14 protein-coding genes are annotated in these 22,230 nt (G+C 59.5%); 1 reads left to right on the top strand and 13 read right to left on the bottom strand.

The window, feature by feature from the left end; genetic code table 11:
- Window positions 1-79: 79 nt before the first annotated feature.
- The 5 genes from ACUY2T_RS05425 to rplJ form a co-directional block, all read right to left on the bottom strand.
- The gene (locus ACUY2T_RS05425) at window positions 80-4,051 is read right to left on the bottom strand and encodes a DNA-directed RNA polymerase subunit beta' (protein ID WP_448307845.1); all 3,972 of its coding nucleotides are present in this window, start codon (window positions 4,049-4,051) and stop codon (window positions 80-82) included.
- A 131-nt stretch (window positions 4,052-4,182) separates the two neighbouring features.
- Window positions 4,183-7,695 carry a DNA-directed RNA polymerase subunit beta gene (gene rpoB, locus ACUY2T_RS05420; RefSeq protein WP_448307857.1) on the bottom strand — a complete coding sequence of 1,171 codons (3,513 nt, stop codon included), beginning with the start codon at window positions 7,693-7,695 and terminating at the stop codon, window positions 4,183-4,185.
- A 288-nt stretch (window positions 7,696-7,983) separates the two neighbouring features.
- Window positions 7,984-9,123 carry a porin PorA family protein gene (locus ACUY2T_RS05415; protein ID WP_448307844.1) on the bottom strand — a complete coding sequence of 380 codons (1,140 nt, stop codon included), beginning with the start codon at window positions 9,121-9,123 and terminating at the stop codon, window positions 7,984-7,986.
- A 183-nt stretch (window positions 9,124-9,306) separates the two neighbouring features.
- A complete protein-coding gene (gene rplL, locus ACUY2T_RS05410) occupies window positions 9,307-9,693 on the bottom strand; it encodes a 50S ribosomal protein L7/L12 (RefSeq protein ID WP_293791639.1) in 387 nt (128 codons plus the stop codon).
- A gap of 94 nt (window positions 9,694-9,787) precedes the next feature.
- Window positions 9,788-10,303 (bottom strand): 50S ribosomal protein L10, encoded by a 516-nt coding sequence (gene rplJ / locus ACUY2T_RS05405; protein ID WP_448307842.1) that lies wholly within the window; start codon window positions 10,301-10,303, stop codon window positions 9,788-9,790.
- A 453-nt stretch (window positions 10,304-10,756) separates the two neighbouring features.
- Between rplJ and ACUY2T_RS05400 the strand changes: the two genes are divergently transcribed.
- On the top strand, window positions 10,757-11,677 hold the full coding sequence (locus tag ACUY2T_RS05400) for an esterase/lipase family protein (protein WP_448307841.1): 921 nt from the start codon (window positions 10,757-10,759) through the stop codon (window positions 11,675-11,677).
- On the opposite strand, the gene ACUY2T_RS05395 is transcribed toward ACUY2T_RS05400, so the two are convergent.
- The 8 genes from ACUY2T_RS05395 to rplK form a co-directional block, all read right to left on the bottom strand.
- On the bottom strand, window positions 11,674-14,457 hold the full coding sequence (locus ACUY2T_RS05395) for a choice-of-anchor M domain-containing protein (RefSeq protein ID WP_448307840.1): 2,784 nt from the start codon (window positions 14,455-14,457) through the stop codon (window positions 11,674-11,676). The genes ACUY2T_RS05400 and ACUY2T_RS05395 overlap by 4 nt on opposite strands.
- Window positions 14,447-15,328 (bottom strand): anchored repeat-type ABC transporter permease subunit, encoded by an 882-nt coding sequence (locus ACUY2T_RS05390; RefSeq protein ID WP_448307838.1) that lies wholly within the window; start codon window positions 15,326-15,328, stop codon window positions 14,447-14,449. The genes ACUY2T_RS05395 and ACUY2T_RS05390 overlap by 11 nt, the downstream gene beginning before the upstream one ends.
- A complete protein-coding gene (locus ACUY2T_RS05385) occupies window positions 15,325-16,044 on the bottom strand; it encodes an anchored repeat-type ABC transporter ATP-binding subunit (protein ID WP_448307837.1) in 720 nt (239 codons plus the stop codon). The genes ACUY2T_RS05390 and ACUY2T_RS05385 overlap by 4 nt, the downstream gene beginning before the upstream one ends.
- Window positions 16,041-17,099: a choice-of-anchor M domain-containing protein gene (locus ACUY2T_RS05380; protein ID WP_448307836.1), complete on the bottom strand. Its 1,059-nt coding sequence runs from the start codon at window positions 17,097-17,099 to the stop codon at window positions 16,041-16,043. The genes ACUY2T_RS05385 and ACUY2T_RS05380 overlap by 4 nt, the downstream gene beginning before the upstream one ends.
- A 113-nt stretch (window positions 17,100-17,212) precedes the next feature.
- Window positions 17,213-18,778 carry an anchored repeat ABC transporter, substrate-binding protein gene (locus ACUY2T_RS05375; RefSeq protein ID WP_448307835.1) on the bottom strand — a complete coding sequence of 522 codons (1,566 nt, stop codon included), beginning with the start codon at window positions 18,776-18,778 and terminating at the stop codon, window positions 17,213-17,215.
- A gap of 2 nt (window positions 18,779-18,780) precedes the next feature.
- Window positions 18,781-20,607 (bottom strand): TIGR03773 family transporter-associated surface protein, encoded by a 1,827-nt coding sequence (locus ACUY2T_RS05370; protein WP_448307834.1) that lies wholly within the window; start codon window positions 20,605-20,607, stop codon window positions 18,781-18,783.
- Between the two features lie 206 nt (window positions 20,608-20,813).
- On the bottom strand, window positions 20,814-21,524 hold the full coding sequence (rplA, locus tag ACUY2T_RS05365; RefSeq protein WP_293791651.1) for a 50S ribosomal protein L1: 711 nt from the start codon (window positions 21,522-21,524) through the stop codon (window positions 20,814-20,816).
- A 74-nt stretch (window positions 21,525-21,598) separates the two neighbouring features.
- Window positions 21,599-22,039 (bottom strand): 50S ribosomal protein L11, encoded by a 441-nt coding sequence (rplK, locus tag ACUY2T_RS05360; protein ID WP_293791653.1) that lies wholly within the window; start codon window positions 22,037-22,039, stop codon window positions 21,599-21,601.
- Between the last annotated feature and the right edge of the window lie 191 nt (window positions 22,040-22,230).

Below are 22,230 nucleotides of genomic sequence, written 5' to 3'. Positions count from 1 at the left end.
AAGAAAAAGCGGGTACTTCCCCTTGCGTTAGGGAAGCACCCGCTTTAAGCGAACTTGCTGGTTCGCGCTGGAGACTGAGTTACATCAGATCCATATCGTCCAGCGGCACGGCTGCGCCGGTAAACTCACCGTAAGTGTCGTCGGCGTAGAAACCATCGCCGAAGGAGGACGGCAGGGAGTAAGCCGCTGCGCGGGCCTCCTCGGTCGGCTCAACACTGATGTTGCGGTAGCGCGAAATACCCGTACCGGCCGGGATCAGCTTACCGATGATCACGTTTTCCTTCAGACCGATGAGCTTGTCCGAACGCTTGTTGATAGCAGCGTCGGTAAGCACGCGGGTGGTCTCCTGGAAGGAGGCCGCGGACAGCCAGGACTCGGTTGCCAGGGAGGCCTTGGTGATACCCATGATCTCCGCACGAACCTCTACCGGACGGCCGCCAGCCTTCACGGCTTCCTTGGACGCTGCCACTGCATCGGCGTGATCCACCAGGGAGCCCGGCAGGAACTCGGTCGAACCGGAGTCGATGACCGTCACGCGGCGCAGCATCTGGCGCACGATGATCTCGATGTGCTTATCGTGAATAGCCACACCCTGATCGCGGTAGACCTTCTGCACCTCGTTGATGAGGTGCTGCTGCACGCCACGGCGACCGAGCACACGCAGAACCTCGTGCGGATCCGCAGCGCCCTTCAGCAGCTGCTGCCCCATCTTCACGTGGTCGCCATCGCGGATCGGGCGCTCTGCACCACCGTTATTCAGCGTTGCCAGACCCTGACGCTTCGACAGCTTCTCGTACACCACATCGTCGGAGCCGTCGTCCGGCTCGATGGTGAGGGTGAAGAAGTTGTCGTCGTCCTCGATGCGAACCTTGCCGTCCACCGACGCGATCGGAGACTTCGCCTTCGGCACGCGAGCCTCGAACAGCTCCTGAACACGCGGCAGACCACCGGTAATGTCGCCACCGACACCACCGAGGTGGAAGGTACGCATCGTCAGCTGCGTGCCCGGCTCACCAATGGACTGAGCTGCAACAATACCGACAGCCTCACCGATCTCGACCTTCTTGCCGGTCGCCATAGAGCGGCCGTAGCAGGTGGAGCAGACACCGGTGTTGGTAGCACAGGTCATCACGGAGCGGACCTTTACTTCCTCCACACCAGCGTCGAGGAGAGCCTTCAGCTCTGCCTCGCCAATGACGTCGCCCTCGGCGACGATAACGGTGCCGTCGGAGGCGGTGGCGTCGCTAGCCAGGTAGCGACCCAGGACAGACGTCTCGACGAAGTCTGCAGGGGTGTAGTTGCCGGTCGGGTTGCCCTCAGCGTCCAATACCGGAACGGCCACAGGGGTGACAGCGCCCTGCTTGGTGCCACAGTCGTCTTCGCGCACGATGACGTCCTGTGCCACGTCCACCAGACGACGGGTCAGGTAACCCGAGTCAGCGGTACGCAGCGCGGTATCGGCCAGACCCTTACGGGAACCGTGGGAGTTGTTGAAGTACTCGAGCACGGACAGACCTTCACGGAAGGAGGTCTTCACCGGACGGGTGATGTACTCACCACGGGAGTTGGTGACCATGCCCTTCATGCCGGCCAGGGTCCAGATCTGACGCATGTTACCGGCAGCACCCGACTTCACGATCATCGGAATCGGGTTGTCGTCCGGGTACAGATCCTCAACGGACTGACCAACGAAGTCGGTAGCTTCCTTCCACAGGTCCACCAGAGACTGGTAGCGCTCGGCCTCATTGATCTTGCCGCGTGCCATCTTCTTCTCGATGACGCGAGCCTTGGCCTCGTAGCTGTCCAGAACTTCCTGCTTGTTCGGCAGCACCAGCACGTCGTGCATGGTGATGGTCACACCGGAGCGGGTAGCCCAGTAGAAACCAGCGTCCTTCAGCTTGTCCACCGTCTGTGCAACGGTGATCATCGGGTACTTCGCCGCAAGGTCGTTAATGACGGCAGCCTGCGGCTTCTTCGCCATGACGCCCTCTACGTATGGGTAGTTCCACGGCAGCAGCTCGTTGAACAGCACGCGTCCCAGGGTGGTCTCCGCCAGCCAGGTCTGGCCGCGCTGCCAACCATCGGGGAACAGCTCCGCCTCGACCTCAGCGGTCGGACGCAGGTGGTTGATACGCACGCGGATCGGAGCCTGCAGGCCCAGAACACCACGGTCATAAGCCATGATTGCCTCGGCCAGGGAGGAGTAAACGCCCTGTGCAGGGCCTTCCTCGGTAGCCGCCGCGTAAGCGCCCTGGCCACCGAACTCTTCTGGCTTCTTCAGCAGGGTCAGGTAGTACAGGCCGGTCACCATGTCCAGACGCGGCATAGCCAGCGGCTTACCGGACGCCGGGGACAGAATGTTATTGGAAGCCAGCATCAGGATGCGAGCCTCGGCCTGTGCTTCGGCACTCAGCGGCAGGTGAACAGCCATCTGGTCACCGTCGAAGTCTGCGTTGAAGGCCTCACAGGCCAGCGGGTGCAGCTGGATAGCCTTACCCTCGACCAGGATCGGCTCGAAGGCCTGAATACCCAGACGGTGCAGCGTAGGCGCACGGTTCAGCATCACCGGGTGCTCAGCGATGGCCTCTTCCAGGACGTCCCACACCTCAGGGCGCTGGCGCTCCACCATGCGCTTTGCGGACTTGATGTTCTGCGCGTAGGACTTCTCCACCAGACGCTTCATCACGAACGGCTTGAACAGCTCGAGAGCCATCAGCTTCGGCAGACCACACTGGTGCAGCTTCAGCTGAGGACCGACGATAATCACGGAACGGCCAGAGTAGTCCACACGCTTACCCAGCAGGTTCTGGCGGAAGCGGCCCTGCTTGCCCTTCAGCAGGTCAGACAGGGACTTCAGCGGACGGTTGCCCGGGCCAGTAACCGGACGGCCACGGCGACCGTTGTCGAACAGTGCGTCGACGGACTCCTGCAACATGCGCTTCTCGTTGTTCACGATGATCTCGGGGGCGCCGAGATCCAGCATGCGCTTCAGGCGGTTGTTGCGGTTGATGACGCGACGGTACAGGTCGTTCAGGTCGGAGGTCGCGAAGCGGCCACCGTCCAGCTGCACCATCGGTCGCAACTCCGGCGGGATCACCGGGATGCAGTCCAGAACCATGCCGGCCGGGTCGTTTCCGGAGCGCAGGAACGCAGCGACAACCTTCAGACGCTTCAAAGCGCGCAGCTTCTTCTGGCCCTTGCCATCACGAATGATCTCGCGCAGAGCCTCAGCCTCGGCCTCAAGGTCGAAGCTACGGATCAGGGTCTGGATAGCCTCCGCACCCATGCCGCCGGTGAAGTAATCCTCGTAGCGGTCTACCAGCTCGTTGTAGATGTTCTCATCCACAATCATCTGCTTCGGAGCCAGCTTGACGAAGGTGTTCCAGATCTCGTCCAGGCGATCGATCTCACGCTCGGCGCGCTCACGAATGTGGCGCATCTCGCGATCGGCTGCGCTCTGAACCTTCTTCTTGGCGTCGCTCTTAGCACCTGCTGCCTCGAGCTCAGCAAGATCGTCTTCGAGAGTCTTGGCGCGGTCGGCCAGCTCTGCGTCGCGATCCTGCTCAACTTCCTTCTTCTCCAGCAGCATCTCTGCCTCGAGCGTGGACTGGTCGTTGTGACGACCCTCCTCGTCGACGGAGGTGATGATGTTGGCAGCAAAGTAGATGATCTTTTCCAGATCCTTCGGAGCCAGGTCCAGCAGGTAGCCCAGGCGAGAAGGCACGCCCTTGAAGTACCAGATGTGGGTAACAGGAGCGGCCAGCTCGATGTGGCCCATACGCTCACGACGAACCTTGGACTTGGTCACCTCAACGCCACAGCGCTCACAGATGATGCCCTTGTAACGAACGCGCTTGTACTTGCCACAGCCACACTCCCAGTCGCGGGTCGGGCCGAAAATGCGCTCGCAGAAGAGGCCATCCTTCTCCGGCTTCAGGGTGCGGTAGTTGATGGTTTCAGGCTTCTTGACCTCGCCACGGGACCAACGACGGATGTCGTCAGCGGTCGCTAGCCCGATGCGAAGCTCATCGAAAAAGTTGACGTCCAGCACGTGGACTTCCTTTCCCCTCCTCTTAGCGGAGGGCTTTGGGTAGTTGCGGCGCTTAGCTGTGTTGTTTGTCGGGCTAAACGCCGAAAATACGGCGAATGTACGAAAGTCAGATGTTTAGGGTCGTCAACGCCCTAGCTGACATCCATGTCAGCATCCGGACGCTCGTCACGGGACAGGTTGATGCCCAGAGCTGCGTTAGCGTTCTCCAGCTCATCGTCATCGTCAGAGGACAGCTCCATCGGGGTGCCGTCAGCGGCCAGAACCTCAACGTTCAGACACAGCGACTGCAGCTCCTTCAGAAGAACCTTGAAGGACTCCGGGATACCAGGATCCGGGATGTTCTCGCCCTTCACGATCGCCTCGTACACCTTCACACGACCAACCACGTCGTCGGACTTGATGGTCAGGAGCTCCTGCAGGGTGTAGGCAGCGCCATAAGCCTGCATTGCCCACACCTCCATCTCACCGAAGCGCTGGCCACCGAACTGTGCCTTACCGCCCAGTGGCTGCTGGGTAATCATGGAGTAAGGACCAGTGGAACGAGCGTGAATCTTCTCATCGACCAGGTGGTGGAGCTTCAGCATGTACATGTAGCCCACGGAAACCGGGTACGGGAAGGGCTCGCCGGAGCGGCCGTCGATCAGGTTGGACTTACCGAAGTCGTCGACCTGACGCTCACCGTCGCGGTTCGGCAGCGAAGAGCGCAACAGACCGGAAAGCTCGGCGTTGGAAGCACCGTCGAACACCGGGGTGGCCGTCAGAGAGTCCGCCGGAACGTCGTACAGCTCCTCTGGCAGGGTTTCCAGCATCTTCTGGATCTTCGGATCCTGGGACTCGGTATCGACCTTCCAGCCGGCCTTAGCCAGCCAGCCCAAGTGCACTTCCAGAACCTGACCAATGTTCATACGACGCGGCACGCCGTGAGTGTTCAGGATGATGTCGATCGGGGTACCGTCCGGCAGGAACGGCATATCCTCCTGTGGCAGGATCTTGCCCACGACACCCTTGTTGCCGTGGCGACCGGCGAGCTTATCACCGTCCTGGATCTTGCGCTTCTGAGCAACGTAGACGCGAACCATCTCGTTGACACCGGCTGCCAGGTCGTCATCATCTTCGCGGGAGAAGACACGGACGCCGATGACCTTACCGGTCTCGCCGTGCGGAACCTTCATGGAAGTATCACGAACCTCGCGGGCCTTCTCGCCGAAGATGGCGCGCAGCAGGCGCTCCTCCGGGGTCAGCTCGGTTTCACCCTTCGGGGTGACCTTACCGACCAGGATGTCGCCGTCGCGGACATCGGCGCCGATGCGGACGATACCGCGATCGTCGAGGTCTGCCAGGACGTCTTCGCCCACGTTAGGAATGTCGCGGGTGATCTCCTCCGGACCCAGCTTGGTATCGCGGGCGTCAATCTCGTACTCTTCGATGTGGATCGAGGTCAGGACGTCCTCCTCAACCATGCGCTGGTTCAGGATGATGGCGTCCTCGTAGTTGTGGCCTTCCCACGGCATGAAGGCAACCAGCAGGTTCTTACCCAGTGCCATCTCACCGTTGTCGGTACCCGGACCATCAGCCAGAACCTGGCCGGCCTCAACGCGGTCGCCTTCGTCCACCAGTGGCTTCTGGTTGTAGCAGGTGCCCTGGTTGGTGCGCTCAAACTTGCGCAGCATGAAGGTATCGCGCACACCTTCATCGTCCATGACGGTGATGTAATCGGCGGAAACGTACTCCACCACACCGGCCTTCGGAGCGATGATCATGTCGCCGGCGTCGTACGCAGCGCGCAGCTCCATACCGGTACCCACGTACGGGGACTCGGAGCGCAGCAGCGGCACAGCCTGACGCTGCATGTTGGCACCCATCAGCGCACGGTTAGCATCGTCGTGCTCGAGGAACGGAATCATCGCAGTTGCCACGGAAACCATCTGTCGCGGCGACACATCCATGTAGTCCACCTCGGTGTACGGGACGACCTCCACGTCGCCGCCGCGCAGGCGAACCTCAATGCGCTCCTCGGTGAAACGGTGATTCTCGTCGAACGGAGTGTTCGCCTGAGCAATCACGTGGCGATCTTCTTCATCCGCGGTGAAGTAGTAAACCTCATCGGTGATCTGCCCATCCACAACCTTTCGGTACGGGGTCTCGATGAAGCCGAAGGGGTTCACGCGGGCGAAGGAAGACAGGGAGCCGATCAGACCAATGTTCGGGCCCTCAGGGGTCTCAATCGGGCACATGCGTCCGTAGTGAGACGGGTGAACGTCGCGAACCTCCAGGCCAGCGCGTTCACGGGACAGACCGCCCGGACCCAGCGCAGAAAGACGACGCTTGTGGGTCAGGCCAGACAGAGAGTTGTTCTGATCCAGGAACTGCGACAGCTGGGAGGTGCCGAAGAACTCGCGGATCGCTGCGGAAACCGGACGAACGTTGATCAGGGAGGTCGGCGTGATGGACTCCGCATCCTGGGTGGTCATGCGCTCACGCACTACACGCTCCATGCGGGACAGGCCAACGCGAACCTGGTTCTGGATCAACTCGCCTACGGTACGCAGACGACGGTTGCCGAAGTGGTCGATGTCGTCGGTATCGATCGGAACCTCGGTACCGTCCGGGGAAGTCATGGACTTCTCGCCTGCGTGCAGGCGCACCAGGTACTCGATCGTGGTCAGAATGTCCTCTTCAGTGAGGATCATCACGCCATCGGTATCGCCACCCAGGCCAAGCTTGCGATTCACCTTGTAACGACCAACCTTGGCCAGGTCATAGCGCTTCGGCTTGAAGAAGGAGTTTTCCAGCAGAGCCTGTGCAGAGTCGCGCGTCGGAGACTCGCCCGGACGCTGCTTGCGGTAGATCTCCAGCAGTGCCTCGTCGGTGTTGTCCACGCCGTCCTTTTCCAGGGTGGACATCATGATTTCGGAGAAGCCAAAGCGGTCGGTGATTTCCTGCGTGGTCAGGCCCAGAGCCTTCAGCAGAACGGTTACCGGCTGACGGCGCTTGCGGTCGATGCGCACGCCAACGGTGTCGCGCTTATCAACGTCGAATTCCAGCCATGCGCCACGGGAAGGGATCACCTTCACAGAGTGCAGCGGACGTTCGGTAGAGGCGTCGATAGAAGCGTCAAAGTACACGCCCGGGGAACGGACGAGCTGGGACACGACAACACGCTCGGTGCCGTTGATGATGAACGTGCCCTTGTCCGTCATCATCGGGAAATCACCGATGAAAACGGTCTGGGACTTGATCTCACCGGACATGGAGTTGGTGAATTCCGCGGTCACATACAGGGGTGCCGCGTAGTTGATGTCCTTATCCTTCGCCTCGTCGATGGTGGACTTCACGTCATCGAAACGGGGCTCGGACAGGGTAAGGGACATGTTCTCGGAGTAGTCCTCGATCGGAGAAAGCTCCTCGAGAATCTCCTCAAGTCCGCTCATGATGCGGACGTCCTCCCCTGCCTCAGCTTGGGCACGGGCGCGCCATTCAGGCGTGCCAACGAGCCAAGCGAAGGACTCTCGTTGGAGGTCTAGAAGGCCTGGAACCTCAATCGGAGCATCGATCTTCGCAAAGCTGTGTCGCTGCGGAGCTCCGGGAATTCCGGCCACTGAGCTGGTCTGGCGGGAGACTGCCAAGATGGGTCCTTCCAGCACAACATCGGTCGGCACTACGTGGTGGAGCTGTAGTGCACGGTCGTGATTGTGTGTGTACGGTCTCGTGATGGTCGATTTAGATGGATTTTCCCTGCCAAACTATCGCCACGCAGAAACGACTAAACGACCTTGTCAAATGGCCTTTTTGGCACGTTTGGCAAAGTCTGCTTTTCGAGCAATGCTCTCGCATCGCGTCTACGCAACCCGATAGTCGTTTCGTCGAAGCGAATAGCTCAACAATTCAAATCCAGCGCAACGAACTATCCTATAGCATCGCTGCGCGATTGTCTAGGCTCCGTCTGCAGCCCCCGCTGCTCTTTCCTCAGCCTGTTCTTCAGTCCGTTTTTCAGCCGCCTTCTCGGCCGACTTCTGAGCCGACTTTTGGGCCGACTTTTGAGCCTTTCGCTCAGACCACTGCCGAGCCCGCCTCTTAGCTCGGATCCACAGGACCAACACGACGGATGCTGCTGCCACAATAACACCCGCAACGATCAATGCAAGACCCCATTTGTCGGTGTGCCGCTGACCACTTACTTCCATGGCCTGATCCAGCATCGACGACGTGACCCTCTGTGGCGTCTTACCGTGGAACTTAAGCAGGTTTTGCACTTCCTTGCCCGAGCTGTCTCGGTACGTGTCCTTGATGTCCTCCTCGACGCCGACCAGCAGACCCGATTTCGGCTCCACAGTTAGCTCTCGCCACCCCTCGTGGAATAGCTGCGCACGCTGAGGCTTCCCATCCCCTCCCTCAACAGTGATGGTGTTGCGGATACCCGCATATTCCTTAGCTACGGACGTGGCAGGGATTTCCTGACGGAACACGTAAAGCTCGTGATCGTGACCATCGGCAGTGGTAACCGTGCGAGTACCAGTGAACTCGGCGGGCAACGCGCGACGTAGCGTCATATCGAAATAGTCATAAGAACGCTGCTCCGTCCCCTGTGGGAACTTGGCCCAATAGCCGGCAATCTCTCCCTCAGTCGCGGGAGTAGCAGGAGTGTCGGATACCTTCGCTCCGCCCTTAGCCTCACCGGATCTACGATCCACAGTGAAGCTCCACACCTGTGCATCAAGCAGAGATTTCAGGTCGTCCTTGACGTCGGTGCGAGCCGTTGTGACGCCTACTCGAGCGCTCGCCTCCTCATCGGTCGCAGGCTCCTCCAAAGTGATCTTGAACTGCCTATTGACCGGCGCCGTAACGTCCTTCTTGCCATCCAAGCCCTGGTAATTCGGCCCAATCACCGCCGCCGGATCGTTCAGGGTAATCGTCGTCGCAGCCAGGTCTAGCGGTACCGCTTTCTCGTTCGACACCACCTTCGGAAGCATGACGCCCACAGTAATCAGCGCAACGCCAATCAGTGCACCGAGCGCACCCAGTATGTAGAGGCCTTTGCCGGTCCCCTTCGTGGAGCTGGAATCTTTCGTCACTTCTCTGCCACCATCTGCGTTTTAGTTCTTTCGCATACCCACAACAGCAAGCACGCTTTCAATATTGTCCTCCTAGCGTAGCAAGGCAACAAAAAACCGCCGGAAACCACAAAAAGTGATTCCCAGCGGTTTAGTTCAATCGCACCGTCGGCACGTGGCCGACGTGCGGAAAGTAAGACGAGCTTACTTGAGGGAGACCTTAGCGCCAGCCTCTTCCAGCTTGGTCTTAGCAGCCTCAGCGTCGTCCTTGGAAGCAGCCTCCAGGATGGCCTTCGGAGCACCCTCAACCAGCTCCTTAGCCTCCTTCAGGCCCAGGCCGGAGACGATCTCGCGGACAACCTTAATAACGCCGATCTTCTTAGCGCCTGCGTCCTCCAGAACGACGTCGAACTCGTCCTTCTCCTCAGCAGCAGCGCCGCCCTCAGCAGCACCGGCGGCAGCAACGGCAGCAACCGGAGCAGCAGCGGTAACGTCGAAGACCTCTTCGAATTCCTTAACGAACTCAGACAGTTCGATGAGGGTCATTTCCTTGAAAGCCTCGATGAGCTCGTCCTTGGTGAGCTTAGCCATGATGGCATCCTTTCGTAGTTGCGCCGGAGAGTCAGAAAGTGTTGGTGACCCAACCGGCAAAGTGGTTTATGTCTTATGTGTGTGGGGAAGGAACTTACTGTTCCTTCTTCTCCTGCAGTGCAGCGGCCAGGCGTGCAACCTGGGATGCTGGTGCGTTGAACAGGCCTGCGGCCTTTGCCAAGGAACCCTGCATGGCACCGGCCAGCTTGGCCAGCGTGGTTTCGCGATTGTCCAGCTCGGCGATTGCCTCAACCTGAGCTGCATCAATCGTGGCACCGTCCATGTAGCCACCCTTGATCACGAAGTTCTTGTGATCCTTGCCGAAGTCCTTCATAGCCTTCGCAGCATCTACGGCCTCGCCGTTGATGAATGCGATAGCAGTCGGACCAGTCAGCAGGGACTCATCAAGCTCAATGCCAGCTTCGCGTGCAGCCAGCTTGATCATGGTGTTCTTGGCGACGGAGTAGGTAACTTCCGAACCCAGAGCGCGACGCAGCTCGGTGGTCTCAGCCACAGACAGGCCGCGGTACTCGGTCAACAGAGTGGACTGAGCCTGCTCGAAGCGTGCCTTGAGCTCTTCCAGCGAAGCGGTGTTCTTCGGATTAGCCATACTCTCGCCTCCTTCCTGATGTATACGGTGTACGTTTTACGCAATACGTCCACCGACGATCATTGTTGAAGGGCAACACTGTACATAAACGACAAAGCGCCTTGTTTTCCGGCGTGATACGCAAGAAGCACAAGGCGCATTCGTAGGATCCCCGGCTTTTAAAGGCTGGAATCCGATCCGAACGTCTAATCGTGTTACCTGCGTGGGCCGTCATCTATGACGATGATCCTTCAATCTCCTGTCCACATTCTCCCTTTCAAGGAATATGTAGACGGTGATGACCGACGGTCTTCGGTGAAAACTTGACGTTACTGATCTCGTTGTTGATCTAGTCAAACTTCCTCGAAGGAGGTTACACCCCTGTTCACAACTTCTCCAAATCGCGGCTTTTACCTCTATCAATTCTTTCGTTTACAAAACTTGAGGATACTCATTTAGTTATCCTTGGGTTTTATGGACGCATTTATCCCCAAGTTCCTATCCAGCCTGCGACGCGACAATCCCCTACCGGAGGGCGTCAATAAATGGGAAGAACCTTTAGACGGCAGAACACCAACGGTGCTGATCCACGGCACGTGGCTGAATGCTTATAACACGTGGGATTACATCGCCAAACACCTCATCGCGGCGGGCCACCCCGTTTTTGCCGTGAACTACGGCAAGGATCGATCCGCGATCACAGGAAAAGCCGCGGGCGTATATGCGAACAATTTCCTGCGCACCTCCCAACTGGAGGTCGCAGCCTTTATCGACGAGGTTATCGAGCGCACAGGGGCGCAGAAGGTGAACCTTGTGGGACACTCGCAGGGAGTCGCTCAGGCGCGCCTTTACCTCTCCGATTCCGGCGGTGCGGATCGGGTGGACGTGGCTCGCAATAAAGTGGCTCGACTGATCGGCGTAGGGCCGGCACACCATGGCACCACGTTGTCTGGCGTATCGACACTGGGCGACCGGATCGACCCGAACAATAAGCTTGCTGGGTTCTTGGAGAAGTTCCTTGGTGGTGCCGCTATCGACCAGCGCGTCGGCAGTGAGTTCGGTGATTACCTGAACCGCGAAGGCGACACCACGCCGGGCGTCGACTACACGATGATTACGGCCAAGTACGACGGTATTGCGACGCCCCGTTTGAAGCAGGTGATGGTTGCGGGTGAAGGCGCCCGGGTGCGCAACCTGAGTGTGCAGGATGGTAACCCGCTGGATCTATCGGGGCACCTGGCAATGCTGTATTCGCTGCGCGTGGTTGATTTGATTTTGGAAGCTCTGGCACCGGGCGACGACGGCCCAGCGACTTACCGTGCAGCCAACCCGCTGAAGCGCGGGATGGTGCTGCCTTTGATGGGAGAGTTCCGGCTGCCGCGGAGGCGCGGTTAGCGCTCCTGGCCTTCAGCCCAGCCGTCCTCCTCATAGGTGCCTTCTGCATAGGCCTGCTCAGCGCGGTCCCGGCTGATTTCCCGGTAGGCCTGCAGAAGTTGCATGGTGTGAGCGCGCTGCATATTGCGTGCCGCCACAAAGAAGAGCAATGCGCCACCGAGAAGCCCCATCAGGCCTAGCCCCAACAGGAAACCAGTGGTCCAGCCACCGCTTGTGAGGGAATCCAGGAAGGATTCGGCGGCAGTCTTTTTGGTCTCCACGTTCTGTGCACCATCGGAGTGCGCAGGTGCGGCGTTGCCATTGTGCTGTCCCTGGGCGGCGTTGATGCGGTGAATGCCACCACCGCCACCGGCTTCTTCACCTGCTGCCTCGCCCTCGACGCTGCCGGCTTCTTCGGCGATTCCAGCATCCCCAGCACCACTGTCCGAGGCGGAGGCGATGTCACCACCAGCAGAACCGCTAGACACATCCGCCGCTCCATTGCTACCCCCGGTAGAACCGCCACTCACGGAGTGTCCACCACCAGTACCACTGCCGCTGGTTCCGTTGGAACCGGAACCGTTACTTGCACCGCCATTGGATGCAGCGCCTGCAGCGTTGGAGTGTCCATTGGACGTACCGGTCGCTGCGCCGCTCGCTGTGCCGCTGGATGCGCCGGTCGCTGTACCGCTCGCTCCGCCATCGCCGCTTGCACCATTGCCTACACCACCCGCGGCGGTGTTGCCGGAGTTGTTCTTAGCATCCGACTGTGGAGACTTGTTGTTTCCACGCAGTGCCTCGATACCACCGACAATCGTGTCCATGTACTTGCCGATCTTCACGTTCTCGCTATCGAGATGCTTCTGGAGCTCCTGTAGCTCCTCGAGCCCAGACTTACCGTTCTTTGCGTTACCTTCTTCACCGCAACTGTCCTTGATGACGAAGAAGGTCTCTAGCTCCCTATCGAACTTCTTGCCATCCACGGTGGTGCCTTCGTAGCGGAAGACGACTCGATACGCACCCGGCTTGGTGAAGAGGAACTGCTGGTGATTGTGAGCGCCCACCGAATAGTGGAGCTTGTTTTCACGGTGCTCGGAATCGAGGCGGAGTCGGGTATCCAAGCCAGTGGATTCCAATGTCACCATTCGACCCGGCCCCTCGAAATCCTTAATGGAGAGGTCCACTCCTTCCTTTGCGGAGTTCAGGTGCTCGGTGGAAAAGCCCAGCCACGGAACATCGCGGTTTTCTTGCTGCGCCTGTGGCAAGGAAATGGCGCTCTTGCCCAGCTCCTCGCGGTACTCATCCGGCACGCGCACCTTAGCCTTTGGACTATTAACCAGGAAGATGAAGCTGCCGGACTCGCGTTCCTGAACATTTGCCGGATCCGCACCGTCTTTGAGGAAGGTGTGCGGGTCTGTATCCGAAGCATCATTGGTACCCACGCCCAGATCCATGTGGCCGCTGGGGATCACCGCTCTCTCAGTACCTTCATTGGATCCAAAGGCCTCGTCAATCTCCCCACGGACTTCCTCATCGGAGACCTCCTTCGGAGTCTCGCAGGAGGTTTCCGTTTCCTCCGTTCCATCCTCGGGATCGGTCGGCTCCTCGGCACCTTCTTCACCGGTTCCGGCATCTCCGGAATCCCCGGTTGTGGGATCAGTCCCCTCGGTCGAATCGGTCGGAGCAGTCGGGTCTGCGGGATCAGTCGGGGCCGTGGGATCAGCCGGATCAGTAGATTCAGTATCCGAAGGCTGCCCCGGCTTATCCCCCTCATCCGGCTTCTCCTTGTCAAAGGGCGCGACAGGCTTTGTGATCTTCTCCAATCCCGTCGTTGTTCCCTCCGGCAATCCCACCTGCTTGTCGCTACCCACCAGCCAATTGATGGTGCGCTCAGCGGACTTGACGGTGGTGCCGTCGGACTTCTTCACATCCCAAGCCATCGTCAGCTGGTACAGCCCCGCTTTAGAGAAAGTCCAGTTGAAGTGTCCATGTCCACCGACCTCATAGTCATAGTCTTTGAGGCCATCCTTGGTGGAAAGCACGCGCTCTGGGGTAGGCGTGCCGGAATTGTGGAAGAAGACCTCCATGTTGCCGGGACCGGAGAACTTCTTCATGTGGAAGTGCAACGCCCCCTCTGCGAAGTCCTTTGGCACCTCTACCTCATGTGCCGGATCAAAGGCACCCAGGCCGGCCCAGATAGGGCGCCATTGGGAGGAAAAGTCCACGGCCTGCGGGGCATTCCACAACACCGTACCGGGCTTACCCAGGAAGGACAGCGCCTTCTTGTTCGGCACCTTAATGCGGGAGACTTCCCTACCGTCAACTGCGTCGGGCGCCAGGCGCAGGCAGACGTCGTCGGCCGGAACGGGTTGCTGCCCGTCCACGACCATCACATCCGGCTTACCTTTGTTGTACGTGCCGTAGATCGCATCAACATGCGCCTTGTACAGCAATTTTTTGCCTGCGCACACATGCGGTTTACCAGTTGCAGTGTTCTTTACATCCTTCCCCACGGTCGGCCCGCTGCTGACCTCGCCGGGCTTGTGTCCCGTCGGCGTCGCCTGCGCTCGCTGCAGGATATCGGCGGTCTGGTGGTCACTGCGTAGTGGTGACGCCGCATTCCACGCACCGAACACCACCGTCAACACCAGCACTCCCAATACCGCCAACATGGACTTGGCCGCCCACATCATCCGCGCGGACTTATGCTGGCTGCGCTTGAGCTCGGCAAGGTGTGCCCGTTCAAGGCCATTCAGCTGCTTCGACCGCAGCTGCTTGAGAAGATCACGCTTATTCTGCATCAGTAGCTACCACCTGTGAGGGGTTGTTGGATTGTTTGGCGGCGCGAATGGGCGTCGCTAGGAAGAAAGAGAGGAGGAAAACGAGGGTGAGCACCAGGACGATCGTCGCACCCGTAGGCACATCAATGGCCCATGAGACATACACGCCGACGAAGGAACCGACCGTGCCGATGAGCGCACTCAAGCCCATCATCACGACCAGTCGGTCGGTCCATAGACGTGCAGCAGCAGCCGGGGTAATCAGCAATGCGAGCACCAGGATGTTGCCAACGGTGCGTACCGACATCACCACTGCAGCTGTGACAGCCAGGTACAACACCACATCGATCAGCAGCACGCGGATTCCCATGGCAGCTGCTGTCTCGCGATCGACGGAGACGGCAACGATCTCTTTGTGCAAGGCAGCCACCACAACGATCACGGTGACTCCGACGACGGCGCTGAAGATGATGTCCTCGTTGGACACACCCGTAATAGACCCGAAAAGGAAGCTATTCAGGCTGGCCGTGTAGCCCTGCACCTTCGAGATCACGACCAAACCCAGCGCAAAGGCTGCGGCAAAGAAAATACCGATGACCGTGTCCTCTTTGACACGCCTGCGCTGCGAGAACAGGGCAATCAGCAAAGCGACCACGGCACCGGCGATCGCACCACCGGCGATGACAGAAAACTGCAAAGCAAAAGCGATCGCAAGGCCGGGGAACACGGCATGTGCCACCGCATCGCCGATAAAAGCCATACCGCGCAACACCACATGGGTTCCGATGACGCCGCAGACCAATGCAGAAAGCACCGCAACAAGCAGCGCCTTCGGGAGGAAAGCCAACGCAGGGTTGGTCAGGTCGGCCAAGAATTGGGAGAAGGAAATCATTGTGACAACCCCACTCCCCGCAGCAATGGCGAATCAGGTTGAACGTCAAAAGTCTCCATCCACGGCTCCGCATTCTGCAGTTCGCTAGGCGAACCATCAGCGATAATCCGTCCGTTCAGCAACACCAGGCGATCGCATACATGCACCGCCTGTGCGAGGTCGTGGGTGACCATGAGGATGCTCATGCCATCGGCGGCCAAGGACTGCAGGATCTCCACCAAAGCTTCGATGCTGGGGAAATCCATGCCTGTGAAAGGCTCGTCCAATAGCAGCAGAGTGGGTTCCACGGCCAGGGCGCGGGCTACCAGCACGCGCTGACGCTGGCCGCCGGAGAGCTGTCCGATGGGCCGATCCGCCAAATGTTGCAGATTTACACGCTTCAGGGCATGTGCCGTCGCTGCGAAGTCCGCCCGGCGGGACCTGCGCAGCGGACCGATGAGGCCGGCACGGCCATTGAGTACCGTGTGGCGCACGTCGATGGGATAGTCCCATGCGAACTCGTGGCGCTGTGGAACATAGCCCACGCTGGCGGCCTTGATGCTACCTTTGGTACGCGGAATTAGCCCCAGGATGCTGCGCATCAACGTGGTCTTGCCCGCGCCGTTCGGCCCCAGCAGGCCAATCAGCTCACCGGGACGTGCCTCCAGGTTCACGTCGGTGAGGATTTGCCGTCCCGCCAGGCGCACGTGCAGGTCCGCTATCTGGAGTGCGGTCACTTCAGCTGACCCCACAGTTCGTCCTCAATGCGCTTGCGCTCCTTGGCGCCCTTTCGCAGGGAAAGGAAACCCAGCACTAATACCGCGACGACCACCACGCCCACACCAACGAGGATCCACGGCAGGGCGGAAGAGCTCTTCTCCGAGGAGTCCTCGTCGCTGGCGTTGTTCGAATTTCCGTCGGCGCCGTTGTTGGAGTTGGAATTGTTGGCATTGGCAGCGTTGGCGTCACCCGAAGAAGCAGCACCGGCCTTCGGCAGCTCGCCTTCCCAACCAGAGTTCTGGGCCTCAGCAGGGTCCACTCCCACAGCGAAGGTAAGCACCTTCGTCGTGGTCTTCTCAGAGCCATCCTTCATCTTCACTCGCACTCCCATCGCAACGCGATGCACTCCCGGCTCGGTAAAAACCCAGTTCGCGTGGGTGTGCGTATTGAGATCCACCCAGAGATCCTGCGGAGTGGGCTGCGCGGAGTTCCACAGCTCCTGGGGCTTTTCGAAACCACCGGCCTGCAGGAACATGCTCATCTGTCCCGGCCCCTGGTGACCCAGGTACTCCATGGTCACACCGCGGTTTGCCTGTGCGATCAGTGCCGGGGATTGCGTGTTCCATCCCAGCCACGGCACGCCCTGCACCTCGGTCTGCGGCAACACCCAGACTTCCTGCCCCGGCTGCGCGCCGGTGAACTCATAGCCGCCATCGGCGGGCAGCTGCTGCTTGGCCTTGTCGGATACGTCGAAGACGACATCGTCCAGCACACGCCACACGGGCTTTTCTTCCGCATCGTCGCGCAGCTGCACATCCAGCTTTCCACCGTCCAAGCGCATGCCCAGGTCCGCATGTCCGCGATCGAATACATGCGCAGTGCCGGCGGGGATGTGCTCTTCTTTGTCCGTCACGGTCTGCTTCAGCGCGGGATCTTCTGCTCCTTGCGCCCCTTGCGCCGCCGCTACCGGCAGAACCACTGGAGAGCCTGCTGCTAATACTCCCCCGGCTAGCAGCATGGCCGTCGCCGGCGCCAGGAAAACCTTAGCTGCTGAATTCTTGATTGTTGCCATTACTCTTTTCCTCTTGTCGTCTGACTTTTGTGTTCGTCGGTTGTTCTAAAAGTTCTTGAAGGACGTCTTCGGCGCTTCGCCCGCGTGGCCATCGACTCCACCGCGACTGCGGATCATGCGCTGCTCAGGCAGTCGGCCATCGACTCGGCATTGGTGCGCATCAGGTCCACATATGTCGGGGCTTTATCGTCGAGTGTGTCGCTGCGAATTTGGCATACGCTGACTCCCAATCGGTCGGCGATTTGCTGTAGCTCACGGGTGCGCCCCGCCATCGTCGGCTCGATAAACACCGCCGGAACCTTCAGGTTTTCCAGAGTGCGCGTCAGACTCACAAGGTCCCGTGTACTCGGCTCGATTTCCGGGTTCGGAGTAACGAAACCTGCGACATCCAGGCCGTAGGCGTCCGCAAAGTAGGCATAGCCATCGTGAGCGGTCACGAGGTGGCGGCGGTGCTCCGGAACTGTGCGGATCTTGCCTTTGATTTCACGATCAAGGCCATCCAGCTGATCCAGGTAGTTCTGCGCGTTCTCCTGGTAGTCCGCGGCGTGATCGGGATCCACAGTAATGAGCTTGTCGCGAATCACCTTCACGTATGCCATTGCGTTCTTCGCGTTGTGCCACAGGTGCGGGTCGAGCTCACCGTGAACGTGCTTGCCCAGCACAGCCTGAGGCAGCAGGTACGTCTCATCCCCAGCGTTTCCGAGAAAGCGGAAAGTTGGGTCTCCCGGGATCGGCTGCAACGTCTGGTTTGGCACGTTGACCACAGCTTTCTTGGGGTCAAAGGTGCCGCCGTCGCCTACGAGGTTGATGCTGTTTTCGTCCGCATTCACCGAAATGTCGTAGTGCCCACTGTCTATCTTTTTGGACGCCCCGTCATCCGTACCCACATTGAATTGCACGGTTTGATCCGCGATGTGCTGCGGCGGTTTGCCTTCATCCGGAACCAAAGAAGCACGAAGGTGCAGGGTGTATGTGCCAGGTTTGGAGAAAGACCAGCTCATGTGGGTGTGCGCGTCGACAGGCAGCGTGGCGGTATCGCCCTCGTAGCCGCGGGAGGCATCGAAACCATCGCGGGAGTTGAAGAACACTTCCGGTTGACCAAATGTTCCGGTGATATACGCCGCAGAATCTCCTGGCCCTTTAACATCTGTGACGCTGAGGTGCATTTCGGAGTGTGCGGAACCACCGTGTTTAGCGCCAATGCCCTGAGCTCGAATGCCCAGCCACACCGTGTCGAGCGCCATGTTCTCCACCAGCGGAATAACTGTGGCGCCCTGGTTGGCCGCGACATCCGCGAGAGACACGACCTCGACACCGGGCAATACACCGTTGTCCATGGTTCGTAGCACCGACTGTTGTTCCAACAGAAGCCCGTTATTAAAGGCAATATCGGCGTTGGCGAGATTGCGCACATCACGCAGGGTTAGTTCGTAGGAGTGCGGGTCCGCGGTGTTCGGAATCAGCGAAGTTACACGGGCGGAGTCTCCCGCCACGTGGCGAGCGATATCGGCGATGATTGGGGTAGAAGCCACGACATCGGTGATGCCATCCTCGCGGCTGGGCAGGCTTTCACCGCCTGCCACCGCACAGCCCGCCAAACCGGTAGCCAGCAGCGCTGCGCTGACGTTTGCGCAAAGGGATTTGGCTGCTCCCCTACGCGATGAATCGTGACGCTCCATCCCTAAAACTTGGAGCCTTTGGAACGAGGGGGCGTCATAGAACGAGAAGGTAGCAAGGTCTCGGACGACAGAGTATTCGTGCGCAGCATGTACACCACACCTGCGCCGAGGGCGATCAGACCCGCACCTGCGATGGCGAGAGCCAGCATTGCCGAGGCAGATCCGGTGTCCGCCAGGGAGCCATCGGAGTTCGTTGCGCCCGAGCCGGATCCGCCAGCCCCACCGTCGGCGGAACCGGATCCACCGGCTGCACCATCAGCACCGGCAGCACAGTCGCCGTCGGTGGTGATGCTTGAGCCGAAGTCGAAGTGGCCGCTATTGGCGTTGCCACTGCCGCCGACAGTGAAGGTCAGCGTAGCGGGTGCACTTACTTTCTTGCCTTGCTTCGTGGTGGCAGTCTGCGTGATGCCTACCTTGTACGTGCCAGGCTTGGAGAACACCCAGTTCGGGTGGACATGGGAGTTGCGCGGAACAACGTGGGAGCCGGAAGGGTTGCCGCCGGAAGCCTTGAACCATTCCTTGCCCACGACCTGACCGAGGTTGCCCTGTTCAAAGACGTACATACTTCCGGGGCCGCTGAAAGAGGTCAGCTGGAATGTGACGTCTCCCTGCGTGTTAGCCAGTAGATCCGGGTGCATGGTGTTGACACCCACCCACGGCACGCCGTTGGTCTGGGTGGCGCCGATCATCCATGCAGTGCCGGCGCCAACAGGGCCAAGGGCCTGGGGCAGGTTCGTCTTGGCTGCCGAGCCGAGGCCGAAGTTGAGCGCAGTGGGGTTGGTCCACTTTGGCGGTTGGGTGCGGTCGTCCTTGATCTGCGGGCGTAGGGCTGGTTCGCCCTTCTTGCAAGTAGCGGAGCCTTCGGACTTTCCATTTGCACTCGAAGTAGAAGAAGTGCTGTTACCGCTGGCGGTGGATGCGGACTTGTTGTTGGAGGTGGAGTTGCTGCTGGACTTGCCGTTGGAAGTGGACTTGTTGGACGTACCTTGTGCGCTGCTAGCTCCAGTTGCGCCTGTAGTTCCTCCACCTGTGGCACCGCCGGAGGTGCTGTCTCCGTCAGCCGATCCGCCACCACCAGCGGCGTCTTCGCTACCGCATGGGGTTGCACCTTCGGCAGGCTGATCAGCGTTTTCATCCTGATCGGACTTGCCCACTACCCAGGTGTAGGTCTTTACCTCGGACTTGGCTCCGTCCGCGGTAGCCTGCACCTGCATGGAGTAACGGCCAGGGCGCTCGAAGGCCCAGTTGGCGTGGACATGGCTCGGGTAGGACTGGTTGATGCTATTGCCGGACTTCACCTCGATGCCATCCGTGAGCAGCGGTGCCACTCCGCCAATGTTGCCCTGGCTCCACATAAACACTCGGCCTGGGCCGCACACCCGGTTGAAGTTGATGTTTACGCCCTGGTAGTGAGGGGCAACACCCTGCGTATCCCAGCCAGGCCAGATCAAATTCTCCTGCTGTGTCTGCGGAAGGTAGTAGGTCGGCGCGCCGATCCCTTTAATATCCTTCGTGCGAGTTTCGTAAGCGTGTGCCCCGATTTCCAGAGTGACGTTATTCGGATCTCGTACAACATGGGAACCCGTGGCATCCTCGGTGAGATCCAGCTTGAGGTTGCCGGAGCCAGAAGAAGTCACATGGAAAGCATCAATGTGCCCCTGGTTAAGGGTCACTGATTCAGCCTTTGCCTGAGGCAGACTCTGCAGCCCAAAGCTGCCAGCGCCGATGAAGGCGGTAAAAGCGGTAAGAAATGCGGCTGCGAGAACCGCAAGGGGACGGCGTGCGGCGCCGCCGTGCTGGCCAAAGGCCGTGAGGGGTGAGTTGTGCACCAGCTATAGCCCTTCTAATAAACAATGAGTCTAGTTTTCATTAAGGACTATAGTGAAGCGGTAATCATTTTCAAACACGGGGTCGGATCGGCTGTCCACCCCTCCCCCTGCAGCACTGTCAAGGCTCAAAAGAAACAAAACGCACCCTCGCTACCCGAAGGCAACGAGGGCGCTATAAACCCCTAGAAAAATCTAGGAAGAGAAGACTAGTCCTCTTCGGTGAAGTTCTTCACGATGGTGTTATCCACCGGAACACCCGGGCCGTTGGTGGAGGCCATGGTGATCTTCTTGAAGTAGCGACCCTTAGCGGAAGAAGGCTTCAGACGCAGCAGCTCGTCAATCAGAGCGCCGTAGTTCTCAGCCAGCTGCTTCTCGGAGAAGGAGGCCTTGCCCAGGATGGCGTGCAGGTTAGCAGCCTTATCCACGCGGAAGGAGATCTTACCGCCCTTGATCTCGGAAACAGCCTTGGCAACGTCAGTGGTGACGGTACCGGTCTTCGGGTTCGGCATCAGGCCACGGGGACCCAGCACGCGAGCCACGCGACCAACCTTGGCCATCTGATCCGGGGTAGCGATCGCAGCGTCGAAGTCGGTCCAGCCGCCCTGGATCTTCTCGATCAGTTCAGCAGTGCCAACGACGTCCGCGCCAGCTTCCTCAGCAGCGGTAGCGTTCGGGCCTTCAGCGAAGACGACAACGCGAACTTCCTTACCCGTGCCGTTCGGCAGGGATACGGTGCCACGAACCAGCTGATCAGCCTTGCGCGGGTCAACGCCCAGGCGGATCGCAACGTCAACGGTGGCGTCGAAGTTCTTGGAGGAGGTCTCCTTGACAGCCTTTGCGGCTGCCAGCGGGGTGTACAGGCGGCCAGCGTCGATCTTCTCCGCTGCCGCGCGGTATGCCTTAGAGGTCTTGCTCATGATGATTCCAATCTATTGAAACGTTGGAGTTGTGGTGCAGGCGAAGCAAGTAGCCTTACCACGGTCTGAAAAATCTACTTCTGCGGAGCGTCCTTGACGGTGATGCCCATGGAGCGAGCAGTGCCGGCGATGATGGCAGCGCCAGCCTCAACGTCGTTAGCGTTCAGGTCTTCCTTCTTGGTGGTTGCAATCTCCTTGCACTGATCCCAAGTAACGGAGCCGACCTTGTCGGTGTGCGGAACGCCGGAGCCCTTCTGAATACCCGCAGCCTTCAGCAGCAGCTTAGCGGCCGGCGGGGTCTTCAGCTTGAAGTCGAAGGAGCGGTCTTCGTAGACGGTGATTTCCACCGGCACGATGTTGCCGCGCTGGGACTCGGTTGCAGCGTTGTATGCCTTGGTGAACTCAACGATGTTCACGCCGTGGGCACCCAGAGCCGGACCAACCGGCGGTGCCGGGGTAGCCTGGCCTGCCTGGATCTGCAGCTTAATGAGGCCGGTGACCTTCTTCTTTGCCATCTTTAAACCTTCTTTCTGTTATCAACGCAATCCGCGGGCGATTCACTATCAAAGAGAATGATCAGCACACGGTACTGCACCATTGATGGCCAGTGCAGAGCTATCGCGTCGACCGGATGCCGGAGTTTCACCGGCCACCGGAAAATGGAAAACTTGCGTGTCGATCTGCGGCGTTTAGCCACAGACAACCT

Source organism: Corynebacterium sp. 22-2729 (genome assembly GCF_053479475.1).
The sequence above is the reverse complement of the archived record's forward strand: the minus strand, read 5'-3'. Positions and strand labels throughout refer to the sequence as shown.

Coding starts and splice junctions, on each gene's coding strand:
- rplL (WP_293791639.1), bottom strand. CDS start 9,693: ATGGCTAAGCTCACCAAGGACGAGCTCATCGAGGCTTTCAAGGAAATG.
- rplJ (WP_448307842.1), bottom strand. CDS start 10,303: ATGGCTAATCCGAAGAACACCGCTTCGCTGGAAGAGCTCAAGGCACGC.
- ACUY2T_RS05400 (WP_448307841.1), top strand. CDS start 10,757: ATGGACGCATTTATCCCCAAGTTCCTATCCAGCCTGCGACGCGACAAT.
- ACUY2T_RS05395 (WP_448307840.1), bottom strand. CDS start 14,457: ATGCAGAATAAGCGTGATCTTCTCAAGCAGCTGCGGTCGAAGCAGCTG.
- ACUY2T_RS05390 (WP_448307838.1), bottom strand. CDS start 15,328: ATGATTTCCTTCTCCCAATTCTTGGCCGACCTGACCAACCCTGCGTTG.
- ACUY2T_RS05380 (WP_448307836.1), bottom strand. CDS start 17,099: ATGGCAACAATCAAGAATTCAGCAGCTAAGGTTTTCCTGGCGCCGGCG.
- ACUY2T_RS05375 (WP_448307835.1), bottom strand. CDS start 18,778: ATGGAGCGTCACGATTCATCGCGTAGGGGAGCAGCCAAATCCCTTTGC.
- rplA (WP_293791651.1), bottom strand. CDS start 21,524: ATGAGCAAGACCTCTAAGGCATACCGCGCGGCAGCGGAGAAGATCGAC.
- rplK (WP_293791653.1), bottom strand. CDS start 22,039: ATGGCAAAGAAGAAGGTCACCGGCCTCATTAAGCTGCAGATCCAGGCA.